We start from the raw sequence: 23360 nt of genomic DNA on the forward strand, positions 1-23360 counted from the left end.
ACTTCTTAATAAAAGTATTTTAAAGCAAAGAATACAGTTATTGGAACTGTAATAAATGACATAAGAGTTGAAACAACGATCATACTAGCAATGTTATCAACAACTTTTTTAGAAGAATAAAGTGATCCAACCAAATATGTCAAAACGGCACTTGGCATTGAGCACTGAATTAATAAAACTCCTGCAGCAAATCCTGATAGATTAAAAGTCTTTATAATAAAAAAACCAATAATTGGACCAATAATAACCCTTGCTATAGATGAGATTAAAGCTGATTTAAATGAAAAAACTTTAAACCGCGTTAATGCTATACCTAAAGACATCAAAATTAAAAATATAGCAGCATAAGTAAGCATCATTGTTGTATTGATCAAAAAAACTGGCGTTTCTATATCGAAGTATAAAAATAAAATTGAAATAATAATTGCATAAAAAGGTGGACTTCTAAATAAGAGAGTTAAATCAAATTTTTTACTAGCAAGAAAAACTCCTAAGGTAAAATGAAATAATATAACTAGAGATGAGATTGTTGCTGCTATACCAAGGCCTTGACTGCCATAAGCAAATAAACAAATTGGAAGACCCATGTTGCCAGTATTTGGTAAAATAAAAGGTGGTAATTCAGTTATGATATCTTTATTTAAAAATTTAAGAAAAATAACACCAGTAAGGGCAAACCCAGCAATTGCCAATAATGAATACCAAAAATATTCAATAAAAATATCAAAAGATATCCCTGTTGTTGTAACAGCATAAAAAACCATTGCTGGACTACCTATATTTGCTGCAAAATTTGCTATAAAAGAAGTATCTAATTTAGGATTTTTTTTACCTAAAAAATAACCAATAGCGACAATAAAAAAGACTGGAAATAAAACTTCAAAAAGTTTAGCGTATATATCCATTAACCAAGTAATCTTATCAATGTAGGTGTTTTAAGAATATTTTTATTATTTTTAAATATAGCTAAACAATTAATAGAATTAAGTTCTGATGTTTTGTGTGTAATAATAACAATCGTTGCTTTATTATTTTTTTTATCAGGCGTTTGGATAAGTCTTTTTATGGATATATCGTATTTTGCTAATCGATTTGTAATTTGTGATAATACTCCAGGTTTATCTTTAACTTCAAATCTTAAGTACAATGAATTAGTATAGTTATTGATATTGTAAGGTTTTAAAGATTTCAGATTAGAAACACTCACACCGAAGGGATTGTTAATATTACCTTTTAAAATAAGTAATAAATCTGAAAGTAGTGCAGATGAAGTTGGACCAGGGCCTGCCCCTTCTCCTTGTAGAATACTTTCTCCAACTGGTTTTCCTTCAATAATAACCGCATTCATAACACCACCAACATTACCAATATAAGATTTTTTGCTAACAAGACATGGATGTACAGTTTCAAAAAGTTGATTATTTTTTAGTTCAGAAATACCTAAAAGCTTAATTCTTAAATCCAATTGATTTGCAATTTTAATATCCTTTAGTTCAATCTTTTCTATTCCCTCCATCAAACACTTGTGTTTTGATATTTTGTTGTTGAATGCTAAAGCAGATAAAATTCTAACTTTAGCAAAGGCATCAAAACCATTTAAATCTAATTTAGGATTACCTGGTTCAGCATAACCAAGTTTTTGAGCTTTTTTTAAAACTTCAGAAAAACTTTGGTTAGAATTTTCCATCTCAGAAAGTATATAATTGGTAGTTCCATTTAAAATTCCATAAACTTTTAAAATTTTATTTGTTGCAAGTCCCTCTTTAATAGCTCTTAATATTGGAATACCCCCTGCAACAGAGGCTTCAAATTCTAAGTTTACACCATTGTCTTCAGCTAACTTTCCCAGATAATCACCATGTTTAGAAATAAGTGCTTTATTAGGAGTGATTACATGTATTTTATTTTTTAAGGCAGTTTCTACAACTTTTTTAAATATTCCGTCCGACATACCTATAGCTTCAAATAAAATATCTACTTTGGTCTTATTAAAAATTTCTAATGGGTTTTTAAAAAATATTTTCTTATTAATTTTAAACCTTCTCTTTTTAAAAATATTTCTTGCTGAAACAGCTACTACATTAATCTTTTTACCCGTCTTAAGTTCAATATCTTTTTTTTTAATGTTAAGCTCATTTAACAAGTAGATACCAACTTGTCCTAGACCAACTACAGCAATGTTAATTATATTTTTCATCTATTGGTTAATATCTGGGTATTCTGCTTTATTTGAATAATCTTTAAGAAAAAGATTAAATTCATCAAAAGTCATAGATTTATAATTATCAGTTTTCATTAATATCTTAGATGGTTTTCTATCTTCAGCAGATTTTTTTATTAGGTATTTATTAAAGTAAGCAGAGTCCTTACTTAGAGAGCACGAGGTTAAAAGTAGAATTAAAGATAAAAAAAAATATTTCAAATTAATCCTTTTGTTTCATTAAAACCATATTTGATATTCATATTTTGTATTGCTTGACCTGCTCCACCTTTAATTAGATTATCAATAACAGATAAAATAATAACTCTATTTTTATACTTAGTTTTACAAATTACTATAGAGCAATTATTTGTGTTAATTACGTCGTTTGTGCTTACCAATGAATTTGTTTTTAAAATTTTAACGAATCTGTTTTTTAAATATTTGCTCTTTAAAGTATTTTCTAATTTTTTAATATTTACACCTTTGTTAAGATCTACATAAATAGTGCTAAATATTCCTCTAAACATTGGTGTTAGATGAGGTGTAAATGTAAAAGAAAATTTCTTTTTAGTGTGGTTATTAATTTCCTGCTGAATTTCTGAGTTATGTCTGTGAAAACCTACACCATAAGAACTTAATGACTCGTAAAGGTTTTTATCTTTATGTTTATTATGTACACCTCTACCAGCTCCTGAGTAACCGGATTTTGAATCTATAATAACATTATCTGTTTTTATTAAATTTTTCTTTACTAAAGGAATAAGTGCTAGAAGTATTGAAGTTGGATAGCAACCTGGGCATCCAATAATATTAAATTTCTTTACTTCGTCACCATTTATTTCTGGTAATGAATAAATTGATTTTTTAATATTTTTGACAGATCTGTGTTTTTGTTTGTACCATTTTAGATAGTCTGATGCTTTATTAAGTCTAAAGTCTGCAGCTAAATCAATTAATACATTATGATTTAACAAATCATTTGAAATATTTTGTGCCTCACCATTAGGTAAAGCTGTAAAAATAAGATCTATGTTTTTTAAAAGGGATTTATTGTATTTGATTATTTTAGGTAATTTTTTTGAACTTAATGACTTTTCATAACTAGAGATATTTTTTCCAACTGAGGAATTTCCACAAAGATATTTAATCTTAACATTGCTGTGTTTAACTAATAATTTAATTAATTGAACACCAATATAACCAGTAGATCCAGCAACTAAAACATTAAGCTTAGGCATTTTTTTATTATAACAGTTTAGAGTTAAAAAAGAATTATCTTTTTGAGAATTGGAAGCTTCTTCTAGCTTTTCTACGACCAGGTTTTTTTCTTTCAACTGATCTAGAGTCTCTGGTATTTAGCTTTTCTGTCTTAAGTACCGCTCTATTCTCTGAATCAAATAAAATTAATGCTTTAGCAATACCATGAACCATTGCACCAGCTTGACCTGTGTGACCTCCACCTGCAACACTACATCTCACATCATAATCAGTTGCTTGGTTTATAATTTCGAATGGTCTTGTAATTTGCATTTTATGACTTCCGCTAGTGAAATATTCATCCATAGTTCTGCCATTGACATAAATTTTACCAGTACCTTTTTTTACCCAAATTTTTGCAATAGATTTTTTTCTTCTACCGGTTGCATATTTACTATCTTTAAAATCTAATTTAATCTTGGGTTTTTTTGTAGATACTTTAGTTGGTGCGGCTGCTGTTTCCATATTAATTTCTTATTAAATTTTTACTGTTTAATTTACCTAGGTCTAAAATTTTTGGGTTTTGTGCTGCATGAGGGTGTTCTTCACCAGCATAAATTTTTACTTTAGTTAGCTGTTTTCTACCAAGAACTCCTCCCGGTAACATTCTTTTAACAGCTAATTTTAGTGTCTCACCAGGTTTGTTTTTTTCTAATAATTTTTCAGGAGTAATTTCTTTAATTCCACCAGGGTGACCAGTATGTCTATAATACTTTTTATCTTTGAATTTTTTTCCAGTGAACTTTGCTTGCTCGACGTTTTTAACTACAACAAAATCACCATCATCCATGTGAGGTGTAAAAGTAGTTTTGTTTTTTCCTCTAACAATCATGGCTATTATAGATGCAAGTCTTCCAACTACAGCGTTTTTTGCATCGATTTCGAACCAGTTACTAGTTAATTCACTTTGTTTTAGAAATTTTGTCATTGTGCGAGGATTAATACTATTATTAGATATAATGTCAATTTTATATTTCCCTTGTAATATCATGCTTAAATGATAGTTTGATTAGGCCGATTTGTTCCTATTGCAGGCTAGTTAATGCTAAAAAGGATTTTTACTCACATTATCGGTAGGCGCATTTGAACTGTATTGTACGCCTTGCATTAAGCAAAAGTACTAAAAAAGGAGTATTGAGATGAGCACAAAAAGACAAAACCCTGAGACTATAGCCATACATGGTGGTGATTACAGAAGTGATCCAACAACTAAAGCTGTAGCTGTTCCAATTTACAGAACAACTTCCTATCAATTTGATAGTACTGAACATGCTGCAAACTTATTTGCTTTAAAAGAGTTTGGTAATATCTACACAAGAATAATGAATCCTACTAATGATGCCCTAGAAAAAAGACTTGCTGCATTAGAGGGGGGCTTAGCTTGTTTAACAGTATCATCCGGTCAAACAGCATCAACTTTTTCAATTTTAAACGTTGCAAAAGCAGGAGACAATATTGTTAGCTCTACCGATCTTTATGGCGGAACAGTTTCTTTATTTACACACACTTTAAGTAAACTTGGAATAGAAGTTAGGTATGCAGATCCTGCTGATCCTAAAAACTTTGAAAAAGCCATAGATGATAAAACTAGAGCATTTTATGGAGAAACTTTACCGAATCCGTACTTAAGAGTTTTTCCTATTAAAGAAGTATCTGACATAGGTAGAAAATATAACATACCACTAATAATGGATAATACGGCTTCTCCCGTTCTATGTAAGCCCTTAGAGCACGGTGCTGCTATAGTTGTTTATTCACTTACTAAATATATAGGTGGACATGGTACAGTTGTAGGTGGAGCTTTAATCGATGGTGGTAATTTTGATTGGACAGCAGATCCTAAAAGACAGCCCCTATTTAATGAACCTGATGCAAGTTATGGTGGTGCGGTATGGGGTAAAGTAGTACCCGAGTTAACTGGTGCGAACGTTTCTTTTGCAGTTAGAGCTAGAGTTGTCTTATTAAGAGATTTGGGTGCAGCATTATCTCCTGATAATGCATTTGGATTAATCCAAGGACTTGAAACTGTAGCTTTAAGAATGAAACAACATTGCTCAAATGCTGAAAAGGTTGTCGACTATTTAGTTAAACATACTGAAGTTTCCAGAGTTATTTATCCAAATCAATACAAAGGTGAAATTGGAAATAGAGCTAAAAAATACCTAAACGGTGGAAATGGTGCTTTAGTTGGTATCGAGTTAAAGGGGGGTATTGAAGCTGGTAAAAAGTTTATAGAAGCTTTAAAAATGTTTTATCATGTAGCAAATATTGGTGATGCTAGAAGTCTAGCAATACATCCCGCAACAACAACACATAGTCAATTAAATGAAGAAGAGCTTTTAGCTTCAGGTGTAACACCAGGATATGTGAGGCTGTGTATTGGTCTTGAGCATATTGACGACATCATTGAAGATTTAGAGCAAGCTCTAAAAAGAACAGATAATATTGAAGACATTGATAAAGCTAAAGCTGTTGGTTAGAGTTTTTATATACAATTACAAGATAAGTAGTTAATACAAAAATTGAACCTAACTGGTGTAGTGATGCATATTTAATCTCTACACCAGATAGTAAGGTTATAATTCCCAAAAAGATCTGAAGCAATATTGCAATATCAAATAGTATAATATTTTTAGTTTCATAATTATTTTTTATATAAAGATAATTTAAAATAATAATAAAAAATAAAAGTAAATAAGCTGTAATTCTATGTAGAAATTGAACAATTGATGGGTTGTTAAATAATTGAGTATTAATTACATCGTTATAACCAACATCATTTGGAAAAAAGCTACCATTCATATCAGGCCATGAATTATAGATAAGACCACCATCTAAGCCCGATAAAAAAGCACCCAATACAATCTGTAAAACTATCAACTTTAGTATAAATAATAAAAGTAGATTTGGAATTCTTTTATGAAATTTTTTAGTTTTATAAATATCTAAAATATACCAGAAAATTAAACATAGGATGAATAAAGCTAAAGATAAATGAATGCTAAGTCTAAAGTGACTAACGTCATTATTTTCAATTAATCCACTAGAGACCATATACCAACCAATAAACCCTTGAAGACACACAAGGAAAAATATCCAATAATATTTATTTGCATAATGTGGGGTATTTTTAAAATATAAACTAAAGAAAAGTAAAGGGAGCAATGTAAAGAGACCAACAAATCTTGCTAACAACCTATGGGCATACTCCCAATAGAAAATTACTTTAAACTCATCTAAAGACATACCGTAATTAATATTTTTATATTCAGGTATTTTTTTGTACTCTGAAAAATAAAAATTCCACTCACTAATATTAAATGGTGGTAGTATTCCAGTAAAGAGCTCCCAAGCGGTGATTGATAGACCTGAATCAGTTAATCTAGTAAGACCACCAACCGCTACCATGAGAATAATTAATGAAAATAAAGTTATTAACCACAATTTTAAATATTTTATATAGTTGTCGCTATTTACAAACATAAATTATACTTATAATAATTATCTTAATAACCAATTGAATAAATGTCGCCTACTAATAAAAAAAAACTAAATCAGATAAGAATAAAGCTTGATAGACTTGATAATGATTTACTTAAATTAATCAAAAAAAGATCATCCCTAGTTAATCAGGTATTAAAAGTAAAAATACATAAGAAAGAAATAATTGATCAAAAAAGGATCCATTTTATTCTTAAAAAGATTAAAAAAAAATCAATACAAACTAATATAGATCCAAAAATTACAAATAGAATATGGAAAAATATGATTTGGTCTTTTATTGATTACGAAAAAAGAAATTTTAGAAAAAAATAATACTATTTACTGTGTGGAGGTAATTTTTTTTCCACAAACATTTCATGTTTTCTTGTAGAAGGATTATATTTCTTAGCAGATAATTTAACTTTAGCTTTTTCACCACCTGCTGGTTTTTTAACATAATAAAAAAATGGACTATCCGGTTTAGCCTCTGGTACTAATCTAACTTTAACGTGTGTTTTTTTAGCCATATTATTTTAAGTTTTTAATCTTTTTTATTAGTTCAGAAATCTTCTTAATTTTATTTTTTATACTATAATCAGCATTTATAGAATTATTTGGTAATTCGTCAAGTTTTAATGATTTATCAAAATTAAGAACTTTTTTAACACCAATAATTGTCATTCCCTGATCTTTAAGAAGATATTTAACTTTTTTTAAAACCTCTATTGTATCATTGTTATAATACCTCCTGTTCCCATTTAAAATTTTTGGCTTAATTTGCTTAAATTCCTTCTCCCAAAAACGAATAGTATGAGTATTCAGGGTTCCTTTTTTCTTATTTACAAGATCAAGAATTTTAGCAACCTCGCCTATTGATTTATAAGCATCATTATTTTTATGAATCATTCTTAGAATTTACCAAATCTTTAAATTCCTTAGAAGCTTTAAATAAAACAACATCTCTATTGGAAATGGTTGTTTGTTCTTTTGTTTTAGGATTTCGTCCAATTCTACTTTTTTTGGCTCTTATAGAAAAAGTACCGAATTTTGAGAGCTTTAATTTTTTTTCTTTTTTTAAATTTTCTACTATTGTGATTAGAAAATCATCAATCAAATTTTCAGATATATTTTTTGAAAAACCAATTTGCATATAAATTGAGTTTATAAGGTCTTTTTTTGTTAAGTTAGTTCTTTGCATTAACTGATGTTGTTTCTTATCTTTTCTATTAAATTACCACTAACAATTCTAGTACAAACACTTAAAGAGTTTGAAAAGCCTATATAATCTGTTCCACCATGGCTTTTAATAACTGGAGAATCCAAACCTATAAAGATTGCACCATTGTAAAGTCTTGGATCTAGTCTTGCTTTAAATTTTTTTAAATTTGAAATGTTTAATAATGATGAAATTTTACCAATAATATTACCTGTCATAGCTTTCTTTAATTCACTAGTAATAAAGTTTGCAGTACCCTCAGCTGTTTTTAAAGCAACATTTCCAGTAAATCCATCTGCAACAATAACATTTACATCGCCATTCATTAACTGATTACCTTCGATATAACCTTTAAATTCAAAACCAGTATTATTTCGTTGATTAAGCTGCTGATAAGTTTCTTTTATTATTTCATTTCCTTTAAGTTCTTCTGATCCAATATTTAATAAGGCAACTTTTGCTGTGTCATCTGGATATAGAGATTTAAACAATGAAGATCCCATAATAGAAAAGTCAATTAAGTTTTTTGGGCTACATTCTATATTTGCCCCCAAATCTAACACAACACTCATATTTTTTTTATTTGGCCATAAAGCAGAGAGTGCTGGTTTATCAATATTTTCAATCATCTTTAGGTTAAGTTTTGAAATGACAAGTAATGCCCCAGTATTACCAGCTGAAATAACTATATCGGATTTTTTTTCCTTTACACTTTGTATGGCTAACCACATACTAGTGTTTTTTCCTCTTTTGGCTCCCTCTAAAGGGCTATCGGTTCCTCTAACTACATCTTTAGTATGAATTATTTCAAATGAAGATGAGGGTAACAGGTCATTAATACAATTTTGGATTTTTTCCTTATCACCAAAAATTTGATAAAAAGTATTGGTGTTGCTTTTATAGTGATGATTAATTCCTTCTATAATTTTTTTTGGTGAATTATCTCCACCCATTGCATCAACTGCAATTTTTATTATTTTACTCATTTAATTTTGGACTTTTATTCCTTAGGATCTAAAACTTGTCTACCTCTGTACATGCCAGTCTTTAGATCTAAGTGATGAGGTAATCTGTATTCTCCAGATTTTTTATCCTCAACAATATTAGTAGATTTGAACTTCATATTCTGAGCTCTCCTCATTCCAGTTCTTGACGGTGATTGTTTTCGTTTAGGTACAGCCATAATAAAATTAATGCTTAACTACACCTTTTATATAAGAATTTAAAGTATTATTTTTTAAATTTAACCTATAATTTTCAAAATATTTAACCAAATACTCAATATTAGATGAATTATCTAAAAAATTTACTAAAATAGAGTTTCTAGATTCTATATCTAATTCATCCCATCTGTGAATTTTATCAATCATTCCATAAAATAAGTTTAAGTAATCTTTCATTTTTTTATTAATTGATTGGTCACCATAACCAATTTCTCTGATGCTTAATTCTACTTGTCTAAAGGTGAAATCATAAATTTCTTGAAGTAGTTTTTTATCATTATTTTCCTTATAAACTTTCAAAAAGAAAGCGAAATGAAGTAAAAAGAATATCAATCTATCAGAAAAAGTATCTTGATTTTTAAAATCTTTATACAAATCTTTATTTCTAGTTAATTTAACTAAATTGTTGTAAATATTTATGTAGTTTTTATCCATGAGAAAATTATTTATATTTATTATAATATCATTATTTATTTCAGCTTGTACTTTAAAAAAAGTTGAAAAGCATCATGGTGTTCATTTTTTAAATAAAAAACAAGAAAAGCTTACTGTTAATCAGTCAAATAAAAACGATATTTTAAAATTATTAGGTTCACCATCAACAAAAAGTACTTTTGACAATGATTTATGGATTTATATTGAAAGAAAAACTGACAATTCATCTCTTACAAAATTTGGTAGCGAAAGAATTATAGTTAATAACGTTCTACTATTAGAGATCAATAATATGGGTCTTCTAGAAACAAAAGAATTTCTAGATCTCAATAATATGCAAGAATTAAAATTTGCAGAGCAAACTACTGAAAGTCAATACAAGAAAAATACATTTGTATACGACTTCCTATCCAGTATGAGACAGAAAATTAACGACCCCTTAGGTAAAAGAAAAAGATAAACTTATTCTTTTATCCAGCAATTACAGCCAACAATAATAAAGCTACAATATTAGTAATTTTAATCATCGGGTTTACAGCAGGACCAGCAGTATCTTTGTATGGGTCTCCAACAGTATCTCCAGTCACTGCAGCTTTATGAGCTTCAGAACCTTTTCCACCATGATTTCCATCTTCAATATATTTCTTAGCATTATCCCAAGCTCCGCCACCTGCAGTCATTGAAACAGCAACAAACAGACCTGTTATGATCACACCAAGTAACATTGCACCAACAGCAGCTAACGCTTCAGCTTGACCACCGATAGGTAGAATCACAAAATATAAAACTATTGGGGATAGAACTGGCAGTAAAGATGGTATTACCATCTCTTTAATTGCAGCTTGAGTTAATAAATCAACAAGTTTTGCATAATCTGGTTTTTGAGTACCCTTCATAATTCCTGGGAACTTTTTAAATTGCCTTCTGACTTCTACAACTACAGCTCCACCTGCTCTACCAACAGCTTGCATGCCCATTGATCCAAATAAATATGGAAGCATTCCACCAATTAATAAACCAACAACAACATAAGGATTAGTTAAATCAAAGGTTACAACTATTCCCTCTAATTTGGATCCTGCCGTTCCAGAAAAATGCTTAATATCTTCAACGTAAGCTGCAAATAAAACTAGCGCACCTAAACCAGCTGAACCAATTGCGTAACCTTTGGTAACAGCTTTAGTTGTGTTACCTACTGCATCCAATGCATCAGTGGTCTTTCTCACATTATTAGGTAATTTAGCCATTTCAGCAATACCGCCAGCATTATCAGTTACAGGACCATAAGCATCAAGAGCAACAACCATTCCAGCTAAAGCTAACATTGTAGTAACAGATATTGCAATACCATAAAGACCAGCAATTGAGTTTGTAGCTAAAATCCCAGCAACAATAATTAATGCAGGTATTGCTGTAGCTTCCATAGAAACAGCTAATCCTTGAATAACATTTGTTCCATGTCCTGTTGTTGAAGATTTTGCAATACTTCTTACTGGTCTATATTCTGTTCCAGTGTAGTATTCTGTGATCCAAATTAATAAACCAGTAATAACTAAACCAATTATTCCACAATAATATAAGCTCATACCGGTAAAGCTTTTACCATTAACACTATACTCGCTCGCAAAACCAATTACATAATCAGTTACAGGGTATAAAATTAATAATGAAGAAACGGCAGAGACAACAAATCCTTTATATAAAGCATTCATAACATTCTTGCTTCTTCCAAGTTTAACAAAGAAAGTTCCTAAAATTGAAGTTAAAATACAAGCACCACCAATTGTTAAAGGGTAGATCATCATATTCATATCACCTACAAAAAATATTGAAGATAAAACCATTGTTGCAACAATAGTTACAGCATAAGTTTCAAATAAATCTGCCGCCATTCCAGCACAGTCACCTACATTGTCTCCAACATTGTCTGCAATAACTGCTGGGTTTCTAGGATCATCTTCAGGTATTCCAGCTTCAACTTTACCAACTAAGTCAGCACCAACATCAGCACCTTTAGTAAAAATTCCACCACCTAATCTTGCAAAAATTGATATTAACGAAGCACCAAATCCTAATGCAACTAATGCATTAACTACCTCTCTATCAGCAACTCCCATTCTTAATAAAATATAATAATAAACTGCTATAGCTAATAAAGCTAAACCAGCAACAAGCATTCCTGTAACAGCACCTGATTTAAAAGCTACAGCAAGACCACTCGCTAAACCTTTTCTCGAAGCTTCAGCAGTTCTAACATTAGCTTGAACCGAAACTAACATTCCAACATATCCAGCTATTCCAGATAGTGTTGCACCAATAAAATAACCAAGACCAACTAAAGGGCTAAACACAACACAAATAATGACTAAAACAACAACTCCAACCACGGCTATCGTTTTATATTGTCTTGTTAGGTAAGCTTTAGCTCCAATCTGAATTGCAGATGCAATTTCTTGCATTTTTGCATTTCCAGCACTTAGATTAAGAATATTTAAACCAGTAAAAAAACCATAAACGATTGCAAGTGATCCTGCTGCTATGGTGTAAAGTAATATTGTTTCAATAAGTGAGTTCATGATGCCTTTTTAGTTGTTTGGTTGTTAAAATTTTATTATTTAAAGTCCGGACAATACAAAAAAAGCAATAAAAGGCAATATTTAACTTACTAAAACTTATGAAAATAACCTTTGTTTTTAAGGGATATTTCAAGATTTTTGCCACCAATAATGGATGATTTTTCAACATAGCTTTGGATTGAGCCAATTTTTGTGAGCTTAACTCTACAATTAGAGGCTATTTTCTTTATGATTCCCATCTTGTTTTTTGAGGCCGTAAATAAAATCTGATAATCATCACCATTAGAAATATAGTTGATCTTAGGTAGTTTCTTAAAATCAAGTACTTTTTTAAGGTTATCTGAAATTGGAATATCTTTTAAAAAAAGTTTGTATGATAATTTTTGACTATTAATCATTTTATCAAGATCCGCTAATAATCCATCAGAGATATCAATTGACGTGTTGGCAAATTTCTTAATTTTGTCTGTTAATTGTAATTGAATATTTGGCATAAAATACTGGTTAATAAAATATTTTTTTAATCGCTGATTAAGTTTAATTTTATTTTTTAAAACTAATAAACCCAAATAACTATCACCTAGATTGCCAGATACATAAATATCATCATTAATTTTAGCTTTATTTCTATAGATAATATTATTAGCAAAACCAATTGAGGTAATTGTAAAACTTAACTTATTTGAAAAAACTGTATCTCCACCACTTAAAAATATCTTATATTTATTTTGTTCTTGGTTAAGTGCTTTGCTGATTTTTGATAAATTTGATTTAGAAAAACTTTTTTTATTACCTGACCCTGAAATAAAATAATATTTTGGCTTAACACCTTTACAAATAAGATCTGATATTGACGATCTAATTATCTTTTTAATAACAAGCTCAGGTCTTTTAAAATCTATGAAATGATTTCCTTCTATATATGTATCAACTGATACTGCTAATCTATTTTTTTTATCAAAAAAAACATCATCATTTAAATTTAGGGCACTAGGAGATTTTGTGGAAAGTTTTTGAAAGTAATTTTTTATTAATTCAAATTCATGCATTAGTTGTTCTTATTTTTTTAGCTATTTTGTCTAATATCGCATTTAGATATTTGGTTTGACCATCTTCTAAAAAGTAGTTTGATGCATCAAGATATTCTTTAATAATTATTTTTGTAGATACTTTTGGCTTATATAGAAATTCGAATATAGCTGATTTAACAATTATTTGAAAAACTTTATCTAAATTAGTTAGCTGAATATCTTCACTTAAATATTTTTTAACCTCTTCTTTAATCACTTCATCTCTTTCTATTGTACCTAAAACCACATCCTTAATAAACTTTTTAAACCTATGTTTAGGAAAAGTTAAATCTGTGTCATCATTAAAAAAATTTCCATATAATTTTTGGATAATTATAACCCTTGGACTTTGGTTGGGATTGTATGGAGTTCTCATGTTTATTGAGACAAGACAGATATAACAGCTTGAGCTGCCTCTCTCCCCTTTTTTTTCCTAGCTATAGCTTGACGCATATTTAAACAGGTAATAATTCCGTTACCAATAGGTTTTTTATTTTCTATAGATAGTTTCATTATCGCTTCAGTTGAAGTAAGAGAAATGAAATCAAAGTGTGGTGTCTCACCCTTTATAACACAACCAAGTGCTAAAAAAGCATCATATTTCTTAATATTTTTTGAAATTGTGATTGGTATTTCAAAAGCACCTGGAACACTAATAACTTTTATCAAACAAGATTTTGGTAAAACTTCTTTGGCACTACCAAGTAACCCCTTAGCAATGTCCTTATAATAATCTGCAATAACTATTAAGATTTTTTTTTTCATTAAATGATTTCCTGTTTAGTAATCTTTATATCATAACCTTCTAAACCAATAACTTTTTTGAGAGATTTAGTAATTAATATCATATTTTTGATCTTTAAATCTTTGATTATCTGAGCACCAATACCATAATTTCTTATAAGTTTATCATTTCCCTTTTTGTAGAAATCTTTATTCTTATAATCCTTGAGTGTCTGCGTAACCGATTTTAAGTTTGTATCTTTTATAAAAACTAAAACACAATTATTAAATTTCTTAAAATAATTTAAAGTTTTATCAAATGAGTTTGGTAATTGCTGATTAATTAAATAATTTTGAACTACGTTAGATGAAATTACTCTAACTCTTGGTACTATCCCTTTTTTAATATTTCCTTTAATTAGAGCAAAATGTTCAGATCCATCTAAAAGATTTTCATAAATCCTAATTTTATATTTCTGATTTTTAACTTCAATATCAGATTGTTTTTTAAGTTTAATTAGTTTTTCTTTTTTTAAACGATAAGCAATAAGGTCTTCAATCTTTCCGATCTTTAGATTATGTTTTTTTGCAAAGTTAAATAAATCTTGACCCTTGGCCATTGTACCATCTTCATTCATTATTTCACAAATAACTGCTGAATTATTTTTTTTAGCTAGTTTTGAGATATCCACAGATGCTTCTGTATGACCGGCTCTGACTAAAACACCTCCATCTTTGGCAATGATTGGAAAAACATGCCCAGGCGAAACAATATCTTTTTTATTTACATTTTTCTTTGATGCAATTTTAATTGTCTTAGCTCTATCTTTTGCTGAAATCCCAGTTGTAATTCCTTTTTTTGCTTCGATAGAAATTGTAAAAGCAGTTTTATTCCTTGATTGATTTATTGGTGACATTAAGGATAAATTTAACCGTTTTGCCTGTACGCTATCTAGTGCTAGGCAAATTAATCCACGACCATATTTGGCCATAAAATTAATATTTTTAGCACTTGAGTCTGTTGTTGATATTATTAAGTCTCCTTCATTTTCTCTTTTTTCATCATCAACCAAAATAAACATGCCACCTCTCTTCGCTATGGCAATTATGTTTTCTATTGGGGTAAAACTATTTTTTTTCATTAAAATAATTTCTAACGTATTTAGATAAGATATCTATCTCTATATTAATGAGACTGTTTTTTTTTAGAGATGATAAATTAGTGAGATTATATGTGTGTGGTATTACCCATATTTGAAAACCCTTTTTAGTTACTTTAGAAATTGTTAAAGAAATTCCATTGATACAAATAGAAGCTTTTTCAATTAAGTTTGCTCTTTCTTTTTTAACAAGCTCAAAATCAAATAAATATGATTTATCTATCTTCTTAATACTCTGAATTTTACCTACTGCATCAATGTGGCCTTGACAAATGTGACCTGATATTTTTTGACCAAATTTTAAAGGAAGTTCAAGGTTAATTTTATCATTAATTTTTAAGAATTTGAATTTTGATCTTTGTATGGTTTCATCTGAAAGATAAAATTCCATCATTTTATTTCTAATATCAATTAATGTTAAGCAAACACCGTCACAGGCAACTGATACACCTAGATCTTTACGTGTTAATTTTAAATCAGCTTTTATAAAGATATTAATACCCTTTGATCTTTTTTCAAATTTAGTGATTAAGCCTTGGTTGAAAATTATTCCATTAAACATAATATTATTTGTAAAGTGTAATTAAGTCTTTGCCTAATTTTTTATTAATTTTCAATTTATTTTTATAATTTTTCTTTAATACATTAAGAAAGTTAAACTCTTTATAGTTAACCAACTTTGGTAAATTTTTTGCACATTTGTATAGATAAAACTCATTAAATAATCTTTTTTTAACGATGTGTTTAGAAAGGTCATTTCCTCCTTCAACTAATAAATTTCTACAGCCAAGGACATAAAGTTTTTTTAAAATTGACTTAATATCAAAGCTATTTTTAATTAATTTACCTTTGATTAAAGTTATACCTTTTTTTTTAAACATTAATTTTTCTTTAGTTTTGGCATTATGATAAAAAATTATAGTATTGTTTTTATTTGCTGTTTTAAAAATATACGAATTTTTTTTAGTTTCTAGATGTCTGTCTAAAATTATTCTTTTAGGAGAAAATTTATTCAAACCTTCTAGTCTACAGTTAAGTTTTGGGTTGTCTTTTTTTAGAGTTTTGGAAGAAATCATTAATGAGTCATTTTTATATCTAAGAAAATGTGTGAATTTATCGGTATGAATATCTGAAATTCTTTTTGTACCTTTACTATATATTAAATTATTTTTAGAAGTTGCAATTTTACCAGTAACGTAAGGAAGGTTATTTTTTCTATTAAAGAAATAAGGTATATAAAATTTATTAATTTCATTTTTAAGTAAATTTTTTTTTACTAAAATATCTTTGGATTGAAGAATTTTTAAAGTTTTACCTTTAACTTTTTTATCAATATCTTCTACCGCATACACAACTTCTTTAATTTTATTTTTAATTATAATATTTGTGCACGGCGGGGTTTTTCCATAATGACTACAGGGTTCAAGAGTTACATACATTTTTGAATCTTCTAGGTTTTCATTTGAATTTTTAATAGCATTAAATTCAGCATGAGGTGTGCCATCAAAACCTGTTTGACCAATTGAAAGTATTTCATTATTTTTAACAATTACACATCCAACAGAAGGGTTAACTCCAGTCAGTCCATGTCGTGCTTTAGCCAAGTTTAAAGCAAGCTCCATAAAAGTTTTATCTTTTTTTGAAAATTTATCTTTTTTTGTAGACATCTAATTTGTCCACGAATTGTACAAAGTCTTTTTCTTCTCTAAAATTTCGATATACCGATGCAAATCTAACGTACGCAACTGGATCAAGATCTTTCAAACCTTCCATAACCATTGTGCCAATTGTATTTGATGAAATTTCACTTTGGCCAAGTTCCTCTAATGCTCTTGAAGTCCTGCTAATAAACTTTTCTGCTGTTTCAGTATCAATCGGCCTTTTCTTTAATGCTATGTAAATCGATTTTGAAAGCTTATCTCTATCAAAAGATGATTTTCTTCCATTCTTTTTAATAACCATTATTTCTCTAAATTGAACTCTTTCAAAAGTTGTGAATCTGGCTCCACATACACAAAGTCTTCTTCTTCTTATGGCAGTACCATCTTCTGTAGGTCTTGAATCTACGACTGATGTTTCACCTTTTTTACAAATCGAACAAATCATTATTTTAAATTTTTATATATTGGGAAGTGAGAGGTAAGCTCTACAACTTCATTTCTAACTTCTTCTTCAATTTTACTATTGTCTTCAGGATTGTCAGATAAACCTTTTACAACTTTAGTTATTAACTCACCTACTTTTTCGAATTCTTTTAATCCAAAACCTCTAGTTGTAGCGGCTTGAGTTCCCAATCTTATACCAGAAGTAATCATCGGCTTTTCTGAATCGAAAGGTATTCCATTTTTATTACAGGTAATATTAGCATTAGAAAGGCTTTCGGCTGCTAAATTACCTTTAACATTAAAAGGTCTTAGGTCAACTAACATTAAGTGTGTATCCGTACCGCCAGAATAAATCTTAAAGCCATTATTCTTAAGTGTCTCTGATAAAATTTTAGCATTAACTAAAACTGATTTAATATAATCTTTAAAATCTGGTCTTAATGCTTCTAAAAAACCAGCAGCCTTTGCTGCAATGACGTGCATCAATGGTCCGCCTTGATAACCAGGAAATACTGCTGTGTTAAATTTTTTTGCTAAGTCTTCATGATTAGTTAAAATAATTCCACCTCTAGCACTTCTAAAAACTTTATGAGTTGTTGAAGTTACTACGTGTGCATGTTCACATGGATTTGGGTAACCTTTACCAGCAACTAAACCTGAAAAGTGTGCCATATCTACCATTAAATATGCACCTACTTTATCAGCAATATCTCTGAATCTTTTAAAATCAATTACTCTAGAGTAAGCACTTCCACCACAAATTATAAGTTTTGGTTTGTGTTCTAATGCAAGTTTTTCAACATTATCATAATCGATAAGTTCTGATTCTTTATCAACATCATACCCTATTGGATTGAACCATTTACCTGACATTGAAATTTTTAATCCATGCGTAATGTGTCCGCCAGAATTTAAACTCATTCCCATAAATGTATCACCAGGATTTAATAGTGCTAAAAATACAGCTCCATTGGCTTGAGCTCCAGAATGTGGTTGAGCATTTGCAAATTTACAATCAAATAATTTTTTCAATCTTTCAATGGCTAAGTTTTCAGCAACATCAACATGTTCACATCCATTATAGTATCTTTTTCCAGGATATCCTTCTGCATATTTATTTGTCAAAACTGATCCTTGCGCTTCTAAAACAGCTTGTGAAACAATATTCTCAGAAGCAATTAATTCTATATGCTGTTGTTGTCTTTTTAATTCATCACTTATTGCTTTATGTAATTCTGGATCAGTTACAGATAAGCTATCTTCAAAAAAGCTTTTATAGTTTTCGTTTAAATAGTTTTTTTCACTAGACATAATTAAATTTTCTTAATTCTTTTTGCGTGTCTTCCACCTTCAAACTTTGTATTTAAAAAAACACTAACACAATTTAAAGCATTTTTTTTAGTAAGCAGTCTAGATCCCAATGTAATGATATTTGCATCATTATGCAATCTTGATAATTTAGTAGATTTTAAATTAAAACATTGAGCTGCACGTATATTTTTATGTCTGTTTGCAGCAATATTCATTCCCATCCCAGAGCCACAAACTAATATACCAGTATGATTGTTATTGGTTTTAACTTTTCTTGCCACTTTATGAGCATAATCAGGATAATCAACTCTATCACTATTGTATGGGCCTAAGTCTGTATAATTAATTTTTTTTTTATCTAAATGAAGTTTAATTAGTTCCTTTAACTTATAACCAGCGTGATCTGATGATAAAAATATTTTTTTCAATCTAATTAAACTTATAATCTAAAACACATGCTACTAGATGAACTCTATTTTCTTCTCCACCATTAAAAGCATTATGATATTTTGTATTGTTAGTAACCCACACCGATCCATCTGCAGGCATATGTTTTGCAACATTGTCTATAACCATTAGACAGCCTGGATTTGAAATTAGGGGTATATGCAATCTTGGTTCTGGATCTCTATGCCAACTCAACGTTGATCTTGGCTCCTTTAATAAAATCCTAACTCTACCTAATTTATATTTTGTAGAAAGTACATCAAACACTTCTTTAAAGTAGGTGTTTTCATAGTCAGGTATAAATTCTGAATAAGCAGCTTCATCAATTGAAACATCTCTTGAAACTTCTTTTCCTGACTTATCTGGTTTTGTCCAATAAACACCTCTGGCTTTACTTCCTTTTACAGAGTCTGGGTCACCAGGAATTTGTGTTAGAGAAATAGCTCCAAAGTGGGCAATTCCTCCACCATCATCAAATTTTTTAGTTTGAATAATTTGATTGTAGGCTTCTTGTAATTTATCAATATCAAACTTAATATTTTGTTTTTGAAAGTCACTAAAATCTAAAATCTTCTCTTCTTTTTTTAGATCTAAGTTTATAATATTTTTATTTTCAATACTCATGCTGATTGTTTTTTACTTAATTTAATATATATTTGTATAATACATTTGTCGCATTTTAAAAATAGATTTAAACATGATTACAGGAAATTATCCAAATTTAAGGCTTAGACGTAGTCGTAAAAACGATTGGTCTAGAAGATTAATTCAAGAGAATAGCCTATCTTCTAGTGATTTTATATTACCTATATTCTTAATTGATGGAAAAAATATAAAACAATCCATTAAAACAATGCCTGATGTTTATAGATATACAATAGATAAACTTGGAATTATTGTTGATAGAGCAATCAAAAACAAAATACCAATGGTTGCATTGTTCCCAAATACAAACAAAACAAAAAAAAATCATATTGGAACTGAAGCTTTAAATGAAGATAATCTTGTTTGTAAAGCCATACGATATATTAAAAAAAGATATAATAATGAAATTGGTATTATGTGTGATGTAGCCTTAGATCCCTACACTTCTCATGGTCATGATGGTTTATTAAAATCAGGTTACGTATTAAATGATGAAACTATTGAAGTCTTGATAAACCAATCATTATTACAAGCAGAAATTGGTTGTGATGTTTTAGCTCCATCAGACATGATGGATGGAAGAATTGGTAAAATAAGAAAAGCTTTAGATAAAGAAGGTCACGAAATGGTTCAGATACTTTCTTATGCTGTAAAATATGCATCAAGTTTTTATGGTCCGTTCAGAGATGCTGTTGGTTCAAAAGGTTTACTAAAAGGTGATAAGAAAAATTACCAAATGGACTTTAGAAATAGTGATGAAGCGATAAGAGAGGTAGCTCTAGATATTAAAGAAGGAGCTGATATGGTTATGGTTAAACCTGGCATGCCTTATCTAGACATAATTAAAACAGTGAAAGATAATTTTAAAATTCCTGTTCTAGCCTATCAAGTTTCAGGTGAATACAGTCTATTAAGTAATAGTATAAAAAAAGGGCTGATAGATAAAAACTCAGTATTAGAAAGTTTGATTTCATTTAAAAGAGCTGGGGCAAACGCTATAGTAAGCTATTACGCTGATAGAATTAACGATTTAATCAAATAATTATTTTAAAAGACTAATAAAATGAGTCCTAGAAGTTGGAAGGTTTAGATTATTAGGTTTAAGAATACTTTTTTCAAGGTAATCACTAACAAGTTTTAAACCTTTGAGTAAATTTTTTAAATTAACATCTAGATTGCTTTCATCTATTAAAAAATTTGGAATACTTTTTTTCTCAGTTGAGGATTTAACAAAATAATTGATTTCACTATCAACAATCTCTTTTTCAACCATATTTTTTAATTCTAAATCATATCCTAATAATTTTAAAAGTTCTAACTCCCAGAAAATATATTTTTGTATCCAATTATGATAAGTTAATATTTCAAAAAATTTATCAATTAATTTAAAAATTTCTTTATTAGACTGAGCTTCAGCAGTAAGAAGCTTTATAAGATGCATTGCTGAGGTAATACATGATAGTTTTTGATTTTCGTCAAAATAGAGTGGAGTTAAGGCTTTTAGAATTTCTATTTTAAAATAACCAATTCTAGTAACACTTTTAGAATTATAGTTTACATAAATTTTATTACCAATTTGTAAATAGTTTTTGATTTTCTTTGATGTACCACCAAAAATTATCCCTGAGATTTTTCCATGGTTTTCTGTAAAAACTTCAGCAATTATTGAATTTTCACTGTATCTATTTTTGGAAACTAAATAAGCGCTATCATCCCAATTCATTTTTTAAAAACATCCTCAATGCATAAAGAGGCAGCATTCTGTTCTGCATCCTTTTTAGATGATCCCTCTGCTACAAAAAATTTAGTATTTTTTAATTTAACAGCAACTTTAAAAAGTGGTTTATGTCGAGGCCCAGTATTAGATATTAGCTTATAAATAGGCAAGACTTTAAAAATCTTAAGTGAATACTCTTGGAGTTTTGTCTTTGCATCAATTTGGGTTACAACGCTCGCTGTAATATGATCACTCCATAAATTGAGAATAAATTTTTCAGTTAAATTTAAACCTTTGTCAAGATAGATCGCTCCAATTAAAGCTTCTAAACAGTCTGCTACTATTTTATCTTCAATTTCAATTTTTTTATTCTTAGGGTTTAAAACTAAAATATATTTCTCTAATTCGATTTTTTTAGCAATTTCTAGACATTTCTTTTTATTTACTAATGAGGCAAATTTTTTATCTAGCACCCCCTCTCTTTCCTCTGGATAAAGTTCTAATAATTTTTTTGCGATAATAAGACCTAAAACTCTATCTCCTAAAAATTCAATTTTTTCATTATTGTTTATTGAATCAAAACTTTTGTGCGTTAAGCTTTTAATGAAAATTTTTTGATCTGAAAACTTTAATTTTAATTTCTTTTCTAATGTTGTGGGATTAATTTTCATTAAATAATTTTCTTAAAAAACCTGTCAAATCTAATTGTTTTATGCCATTTCCAAAAAGAAAAGATACTTCCGATTCTAAAATCAGATGAAAAAAAAATAAATTGGGCTTTGCCGACTAAATTATCTTCATGAACATAACCGACACTAGTCAGGTATCTACTATCTTTAGAACAGTCTCTGTTGTCACCTAAAAAAAAGTAGTGTTTAGAAGGAACTATAAAATTATCAGAATTTTGAAAACTATAACTTTTTAAATATACACTATTATGTGTTTTGCCATTTGGAAGTTTTTCCTCAAATGTATTGACGTCTATAGTTTGATTTCCACAATAAATTTTATCATTTTGGGAAATTCTAGATTTAAATATTTGATTATTGTTTACAAGTAGATCTCCGTTAATGAATTGAATATTATCACCTGGTAGACCAATTAATCTTTTAATATAATCTGTCCTATTATCAGCTGGTGTTTTAAAAACAATAACATCGCCAACCTTAGGTTTTTTAGAAAATACTCTTCCATTTATTATTGATGGGCTAAAAGGAAAAGAATGCTTGCTGTAACCATAAGAATACTTCGTAACAAACAATCTATCACCAATTAAAAGTGTTGGTTCCATTGATGAAGAGGGGATATAGAAAGGTTGAATAAAAAGAGATCTGATAACAATAGCTATTACTAAAGCGTAAAAAATTGTCTTAACATTATCAATTATAATATTTTTAGTTATCATTTTTTTTGTAAAATCACGTAAGCTATAGAATATTTTTTTTCATCTGAAATTGACAGAAAGAAATCAAAAGACGATATCTTGAATTGTTTTTTAACAATTTTTTTAATTTTATCTGTTACTACAAATGAAGGTTTGCCTAATTTATCGTTAATTATAGTTATGTCTTTAAAATTCAAATTATCTCTAAAACCTGTTCCAATTGCTTTAGAAAATGCTTCTTTAGCAGCAAATCTTTTAGAATAATAAGATTTTTTATTTGTTATTTTTTTGGCTATCAATATTTCTGAGCTAGAAAAAACTCTTTTAATAAAGCTAATATTTTTTAAAGATTTATGTATTCTAATATTTTCTACTATATCAACACCGATACCAAGAATTTTCATA

Annotated in this window: 32 protein-coding genes and 1 riboswitch; of the genes, 4 read left to right on the forward strand and 28 right to left on the reverse strand. The window is 28.7% G+C overall.

Annotation, left to right across the window (positions count from 1 at the left end; all coding sequences use genetic code 11):
- Positions 1 to 5 precede the first annotated feature (5 nt).
- From ABXT72_RS03630 to rplM, 6 genes are read right to left on the reverse strand one after another with little or no spacing between them, the layout of a single operon-like run.
- Complete coding sequence (locus ABXT72_RS03630) at positions 6 to 905, reverse strand: AEC family transporter (RefSeq protein WP_415279131.1); 900 nt, start codon at positions 903 to 905, stop codon at positions 6 to 8.
- Complete coding sequence (locus tag ABXT72_RS03635; protein WP_415279133.1) at positions 905 to 2197, reverse strand: homoserine dehydrogenase; 1293 nt, start codon at positions 2195 to 2197, stop codon at positions 905 to 907. Before ABXT72_RS03635 ends, ABXT72_RS03630 begins: the two co-directional genes overlap by 1 nt.
- Complete coding sequence (locus ABXT72_RS03640; protein WP_415279134.1) at positions 2198 to 2422, reverse strand: hypothetical protein; 225 nt, start codon at positions 2420 to 2422, stop codon at positions 2198 to 2200.
- Entirely contained in the window at positions 2419 to 3441 is a 1023-nt protein-coding gene (gene argC / locus ABXT72_RS03645) for an N-acetyl-gamma-glutamyl-phosphate reductase (protein WP_415279135.1), read from the reverse strand. Before argC ends, ABXT72_RS03640 begins: the two co-directional genes overlap by 4 nt.
- A gap of 34 nt (positions 3442 to 3475) precedes the next feature.
- On the reverse strand, positions 3476 to 3925 hold the full coding sequence (gene rpsI / locus ABXT72_RS03650) for a 30S ribosomal protein S9 (protein ID WP_415279136.1): 450 nt from the start codon (positions 3923 to 3925) through the stop codon (positions 3476 to 3478).
- A gap of 1 nt (position 3926) precedes the next feature.
- Positions 3927 to 4388, reverse strand: a complete 462-nt coding sequence (rplM, locus tag ABXT72_RS03655; RefSeq protein ID WP_415279138.1) for a 50S ribosomal protein L13 — start codon at positions 4386 to 4388, stop codon at positions 3927 to 3929.
- A gap of 138 nt (positions 4389 to 4526) precedes the next feature.
- A riboswitch (SAM riboswitch) is annotated at positions 4527 to 4595 on the forward strand.
- 4 nt (positions 4596 to 4599) lie between these two features.
- On the opposite strand from rplM, the gene ABXT72_RS03660 reads away from it, so the two are divergent.
- Positions 4600 to 5940: an O-acetylhomoserine aminocarboxypropyltransferase/cysteine synthase family protein gene (locus ABXT72_RS03660; protein ID WP_415279139.1), complete on the forward strand. Its 1341-nt coding sequence runs from the start codon at positions 4600 to 4602 to the stop codon at positions 5938 to 5940.
- On the opposite strand, the gene ABXT72_RS03665 is transcribed toward ABXT72_RS03660, so the two are convergent.
- Positions 5924 to 6943, reverse strand: coding sequence for a COX15/CtaA family protein (locus tag ABXT72_RS03665; protein ID WP_415279140.1), 1020 nt, complete (start codon positions 6941 to 6943; stop codon positions 5924 to 5926). The genes ABXT72_RS03660 and ABXT72_RS03665 overlap by 17 nt on opposite strands.
- Before the next feature lie 42 nt (positions 6944 to 6985).
- Between ABXT72_RS03665 and ABXT72_RS03670 the strand changes: the two genes are divergently transcribed.
- Entirely contained in the window at positions 6986 to 7276 is a 291-nt protein-coding gene (locus ABXT72_RS03670; RefSeq protein ID WP_415279142.1) for a chorismate mutase, read from the forward strand.
- A gap of 2 nt (positions 7277 to 7278) precedes the next feature.
- On the opposite strand, the gene ABXT72_RS03675 is transcribed toward ABXT72_RS03670, so the two are convergent.
- The 6 genes from ABXT72_RS03675 to ABXT72_RS03700 are packed head-to-tail and all read right to left on the reverse strand — an operon-like array spanning position 7279 to position 9817.
- Entirely contained in the window at positions 7279 to 7470 is a 192-nt protein-coding gene (locus ABXT72_RS03675) for a 50S ribosomal protein L33 (RefSeq protein WP_006996892.1), read from the reverse strand.
- Between the two features lies 1 nt (position 7471).
- Positions 7472 to 7849 (reverse strand): MerR family transcriptional regulator, encoded by a 378-nt coding sequence (locus ABXT72_RS03680; RefSeq protein ID WP_415279144.1) that lies wholly within the window; start codon positions 7847 to 7849, stop codon positions 7472 to 7474.
- Positions 7839 to 8141: an HU family DNA-binding protein gene (locus ABXT72_RS03685; protein ID WP_271493085.1), complete on the reverse strand. Its 303-nt coding sequence runs from the start codon at positions 8139 to 8141 to the stop codon at positions 7839 to 7841. Before ABXT72_RS03685 ends, ABXT72_RS03680 begins: the two co-directional genes overlap by 11 nt.
- Entirely contained in the window at positions 8141 to 9145 is a 1005-nt protein-coding gene (plsX, locus tag ABXT72_RS03690) for a phosphate acyltransferase PlsX (protein WP_415279145.1), read from the reverse strand. The genes ABXT72_RS03685 and plsX overlap by 1 nt, the downstream gene beginning before the upstream one ends.
- Before the next feature lie 14 nt (positions 9146 to 9159).
- A complete protein-coding gene (gene rpmF / locus ABXT72_RS03695) occupies positions 9160 to 9342 on the reverse strand; it encodes a 50S ribosomal protein L32 (protein WP_011282128.1) in 183 nt (60 codons plus the stop codon).
- Positions 9343 to 9349: 7 nt separating this feature from the next.
- Positions 9350 to 9817 carry a ubiquinol-cytochrome C chaperone family protein gene (locus tag ABXT72_RS03700; protein WP_415277640.1) on the reverse strand — a complete coding sequence of 156 codons (468 nt, stop codon included), beginning with the start codon at positions 9815 to 9817 and terminating at the stop codon, positions 9350 to 9352.
- On the opposite strand from ABXT72_RS03700, the gene bamE reads away from it, so the two are divergent.
- Positions 9816 to 10277 carry an outer membrane protein assembly factor BamE gene (gene bamE / locus ABXT72_RS03705; RefSeq protein ID WP_415277641.1) on the forward strand — a complete coding sequence of 154 codons (462 nt, stop codon included), beginning with the start codon at positions 9816 to 9818 and terminating at the stop codon, positions 10275 to 10277. The genes ABXT72_RS03700 and bamE overlap by 2 nt on opposite strands.
- A gap of 10 nt (positions 10278 to 10287) precedes the next feature.
- Here the strand turns inward: bamE and ABXT72_RS03710 are convergent, their stop codons facing one another.
- From ABXT72_RS03710 to ABXT72_RS03760, 11 genes are all read right to left on the reverse strand, one after another.
- Complete coding sequence (locus ABXT72_RS03710; protein ID WP_415277642.1) at positions 10288 to 12393, reverse strand: sodium-translocating pyrophosphatase; 2106 nt, start codon at positions 12391 to 12393, stop codon at positions 10288 to 10290.
- Positions 12394 to 12482: 89 nt separating this feature from the next.
- Positions 12483 to 13442, reverse strand: coding sequence for a thiamine-phosphate kinase (thiL, locus tag ABXT72_RS03715; protein WP_415277643.1), 960 nt, complete (start codon positions 13440 to 13442; stop codon positions 12483 to 12485).
- Positions 13435 to 13839, reverse strand: coding sequence for a transcription antitermination factor NusB (locus tag ABXT72_RS03720; RefSeq protein WP_415277644.1), 405 nt, complete (start codon positions 13837 to 13839; stop codon positions 13435 to 13437). Before ABXT72_RS03720 ends, thiL begins: the two co-directional genes overlap by 8 nt.
- Before the next feature lie 2 nt (positions 13840 to 13841).
- The gene (gene ribH / locus ABXT72_RS03725) at positions 13842 to 14228 is read right to left on the reverse strand and encodes a 6,7-dimethyl-8-ribityllumazine synthase (protein WP_415277645.1); all 387 of its coding nucleotides are present in this window, start codon (positions 14226 to 14228) and stop codon (positions 13842 to 13844) included.
- Positions 14228 to 15328: a 3,4-dihydroxy-2-butanone-4-phosphate synthase gene (gene ribB / locus ABXT72_RS03730; protein WP_415277646.1), complete on the reverse strand. Its 1101-nt coding sequence runs from the start codon at positions 15326 to 15328 to the stop codon at positions 14228 to 14230. Before ribB ends, ribH begins: the two co-directional genes overlap by 1 nt.
- Positions 15315 to 15908, reverse strand: a complete 594-nt coding sequence (locus tag ABXT72_RS03735; RefSeq protein ID WP_415277647.1) for a riboflavin synthase — start codon at positions 15906 to 15908, stop codon at positions 15315 to 15317. Before ABXT72_RS03735 ends, ribB begins: the two co-directional genes overlap by 14 nt.
- Before the next feature lie 4 nt (positions 15909 to 15912).
- On the reverse strand, positions 15913 to 17013 hold the full coding sequence (ribD, locus tag ABXT72_RS03740; RefSeq protein ID WP_415277648.1) for a bifunctional diaminohydroxyphosphoribosylaminopyrimidine deaminase/5-amino-6-(5-phosphoribosylamino)uracil reductase RibD: 1101 nt from the start codon (positions 17011 to 17013) through the stop codon (positions 15913 to 15915).
- Positions 16994 to 17452, reverse strand: coding sequence for a transcriptional regulator NrdR (gene nrdR, locus ABXT72_RS03745; protein ID WP_415277649.1), 459 nt, complete (start codon positions 17450 to 17452; stop codon positions 16994 to 16996). The genes ribD and nrdR overlap by 20 nt, the downstream gene beginning before the upstream one ends.
- Positions 17452 to 18762: a serine hydroxymethyltransferase gene (glyA, locus tag ABXT72_RS03750; protein WP_415277650.1), complete on the reverse strand. Its 1311-nt coding sequence runs from the start codon at positions 18760 to 18762 to the stop codon at positions 17452 to 17454. Before glyA ends, nrdR begins: the two co-directional genes overlap by 1 nt.
- A 2-nt stretch (positions 18763 to 18764) precedes the next feature.
- Positions 18765 to 19190, reverse strand: a complete 426-nt coding sequence (gene rpiB / locus ABXT72_RS03755; RefSeq protein ID WP_415277651.1) for a ribose 5-phosphate isomerase B — start codon at positions 19188 to 19190, stop codon at positions 18765 to 18767.
- Position 19191: 1 nt separating this feature from the next.
- Positions 19192 to 19833 carry an aspartyl/asparaginyl beta-hydroxylase domain-containing protein gene (locus tag ABXT72_RS03760; protein WP_415277652.1) on the reverse strand — a complete coding sequence of 214 codons (642 nt, stop codon included), beginning with the start codon at positions 19831 to 19833 and terminating at the stop codon, positions 19192 to 19194.
- Between the two features lie 73 nt (positions 19834 to 19906).
- On the opposite strand from ABXT72_RS03760, the gene hemB reads away from it, so the two are divergent.
- Complete coding sequence (gene hemB / locus ABXT72_RS03765; protein ID WP_415277653.1) at positions 19907 to 20896, forward strand: porphobilinogen synthase; 990 nt, start codon at positions 19907 to 19909, stop codon at positions 20894 to 20896.
- Here hemB and recO read toward each other — a convergent pair whose 3' ends face one another.
- From recO to acpS, 4 genes are read right to left on the reverse strand one after another with little or no spacing between them, the layout of a single operon-like run.
- Complete coding sequence (gene recO, locus ABXT72_RS03770; protein ID WP_415277654.1) at positions 20897 to 21577, reverse strand: DNA repair protein RecO; 681 nt, start codon at positions 21575 to 21577, stop codon at positions 20897 to 20899.
- Entirely contained in the window at positions 21574 to 22242 is a 669-nt protein-coding gene (rnc, locus tag ABXT72_RS03775) for a ribonuclease III (protein ID WP_415277655.1), read from the reverse strand. Before rnc ends, recO begins: the two co-directional genes overlap by 4 nt.
- Positions 22242 to 22976 (reverse strand): signal peptidase I, encoded by a 735-nt coding sequence (gene lepB / locus ABXT72_RS03780; protein ID WP_415277656.1) that lies wholly within the window; start codon positions 22974 to 22976, stop codon positions 22242 to 22244. The genes rnc and lepB overlap by 1 nt, the downstream gene beginning before the upstream one ends.
- The gene (gene acpS, locus ABXT72_RS03785; RefSeq protein WP_415277657.1) at positions 22973 to 23359 is read right to left on the reverse strand and encodes a holo-ACP synthase; all 387 of its coding nucleotides are present in this window, start codon (positions 23357 to 23359) and stop codon (positions 22973 to 22975) included. Before acpS ends, lepB begins: the two co-directional genes overlap by 4 nt.
- Position 23360: the final 1 nt, after the last annotated feature.

The organism is Candidatus Pelagibacter sp. Uisw_094 (assembly GCF_047729535.1).
Taxonomy (GTDB): Bacteria; Pseudomonadota; Alphaproteobacteria; order Pelagibacterales; family Pelagibacteraceae; genus Pelagibacter.

What these genes read in the sequence shown, in the direction of transcription:
- ABXT72_RS03700 (WP_415277640.1), bottom strand. Translation starts at nt 9,817, where the DNA reads ATGGATAAAAACTACATAAATATTTACAACAATTTAGTTAAATTAACT.
- ABXT72_RS03665 (WP_415279140.1), bottom strand. Translation starts at nt 6,943, where the DNA reads ATGTTTGTAAATAGCGACAACTATATAAAATATTTAAAATTGTGGTTA.
- ABXT72_RS03735 (WP_415277647.1), bottom strand. Translation starts at nt 15,908, where the DNA reads ATGTTTAATGGAATAATTTTCAACCAAGGCTTAATCACTAAATTTGAA.
- plsX (WP_415279145.1), bottom strand. Translation starts at nt 9,145, where the DNA reads ATGAGTAAAATAATAAAAATTGCAGTTGATGCAATGGGTGGAGATAAT.
- rplM (WP_415279138.1), bottom strand. Translation starts at nt 4,388, where the DNA reads ATGACAAAATTTCTAAAACAAAGTGAATTAACTAGTAACTGGTTCGAA.
- hemB (WP_415277653.1), top strand. Translation starts at nt 19,907, where the DNA reads ATGATTACAGGAAATTATCCAAATTTAAGGCTTAGACGTAGTCGTAAA.
- ABXT72_RS03670 (WP_415279142.1), top strand. Translation starts at nt 6,986, where the DNA reads ATGTCGCCTACTAATAAAAAAAAACTAAATCAGATAAGAATAAAGCTT.
- ABXT72_RS03635 (WP_415279133.1), bottom strand. Translation starts at nt 2,197, where the DNA reads ATGAAAAATATAATTAACATTGCTGTAGTTGGTCTAGGACAAGTTGGT.
- argC (WP_415279135.1), bottom strand. Translation starts at nt 3,441, where the DNA reads ATGCCTAAGCTTAATGTTTTAGTTGCTGGATCTACTGGTTATATTGGT.
- recO (WP_415277654.1), bottom strand. Translation starts at nt 21,577, where the DNA reads ATGAATTGGGATGATAGCGCTTATTTAGTTTCCAAAAATAGATACAGT.
- glyA (WP_415277650.1), bottom strand. Translation starts at nt 18,762, where the DNA reads ATGTCTAGTGAAAAAAACTATTTAAACGAAAACTATAAAAGCTTTTTT.
- thiL (WP_415277643.1), bottom strand. Translation starts at nt 13,442, where the DNA reads ATGCATGAATTTGAATTAATAAAAAATTACTTTCAAAAACTTTCCACA.
- rnc (WP_415277655.1), bottom strand. Translation starts at nt 22,242, where the DNA reads ATGAAAATTAATCCCACAACATTAGAAAAGAAATTAAAATTAAAGTTT.
- ABXT72_RS03720 (WP_415277644.1), bottom strand. Translation starts at nt 13,839, where the DNA reads ATGAGAACTCCATACAATCCCAACCAAAGTCCAAGGGTTATAATTATC.
- ribD (WP_415277648.1), bottom strand. Translation starts at nt 17,013, where the DNA reads ATGTCTACAAAAAAAGATAAATTTTCAAAAAAAGATAAAACTTTTATG.
- bamE (WP_415277641.1), top strand. Translation starts at nt 9,816, where the DNA reads ATGAGAAAATTATTTATATTTATTATAATATCATTATTTATTTCAGCT.
- acpS (WP_415277657.1), bottom strand. Translation starts at nt 23,359, where the DNA reads ATGAAAATTCTTGGTATCGGTGTTGATATAGTAGAAAATATTAGAATA.
- ABXT72_RS03685 (WP_271493085.1), bottom strand. Translation starts at nt 8,141, where the DNA reads ATGCAAAGAACTAACTTAACAAAAAAAGACCTTATAAACTCAATTTAT.
- ribB (WP_415277646.1), bottom strand. Translation starts at nt 15,328, where the DNA reads ATGAAAAAAAATAGTTTTACCCCAATAGAAAACATAATTGCCATAGCG.
- rpsI (WP_415279136.1), bottom strand. Translation starts at nt 3,925, where the DNA reads ATGGAAACAGCAGCCGCACCAACTAAAGTATCTACAAAAAAACCCAAG.
- nrdR (WP_415277649.1), bottom strand. Translation starts at nt 17,452, where the DNA reads ATGATTTGTTCGATTTGTAAAAAAGGTGAAACATCAGTCGTAGATTCA.
- ABXT72_RS03675 (WP_006996892.1), bottom strand. Translation starts at nt 7,470, where the DNA reads ATGGCTAAAAAAACACACGTTAAAGTTAGATTAGTACCAGAGGCTAAA.
- ribH (WP_415277645.1), bottom strand. Translation starts at nt 14,228, where the DNA reads ATGAAAAAAAAAATCTTAATAGTTATTGCAGATTATTATAAGGACATT.
- ABXT72_RS03630 (WP_415279131.1), bottom strand. Translation starts at nt 905, where the DNA reads ATGGATATATACGCTAAACTTTTTGAAGTTTTATTTCCAGTCTTTTTT.
- ABXT72_RS03760 (WP_415277652.1), bottom strand. Translation starts at nt 19,833, where the DNA reads ATGAGTATTGAAAATAAAAATATTATAAACTTAGATCTAAAAAAAGAA.
- ABXT72_RS03680 (WP_415279144.1), bottom strand. Translation starts at nt 7,849, where the DNA reads ATGATTCATAAAAATAATGATGCTTATAAATCAATAGGCGAGGTTGCT.
- ABXT72_RS03710 (WP_415277642.1), bottom strand. Translation starts at nt 12,393, where the DNA reads ATGAACTCACTTATTGAAACAATATTACTTTACACCATAGCAGCAGGA.
- ABXT72_RS03660 (WP_415279139.1), top strand. Translation starts at nt 4,600, where the DNA reads ATGAGCACAAAAAGACAAAACCCTGAGACTATAGCCATACATGGTGGT.
- lepB (WP_415277656.1), bottom strand. Translation starts at nt 22,976, where the DNA reads ATGATAACTAAAAATATTATAATTGATAATGTTAAGACAATTTTTTAC.
- rpmF (WP_011282128.1), bottom strand. Translation starts at nt 9,342, where the DNA reads ATGGCTGTACCTAAACGAAAACAATCACCGTCAAGAACTGGAATGAGG.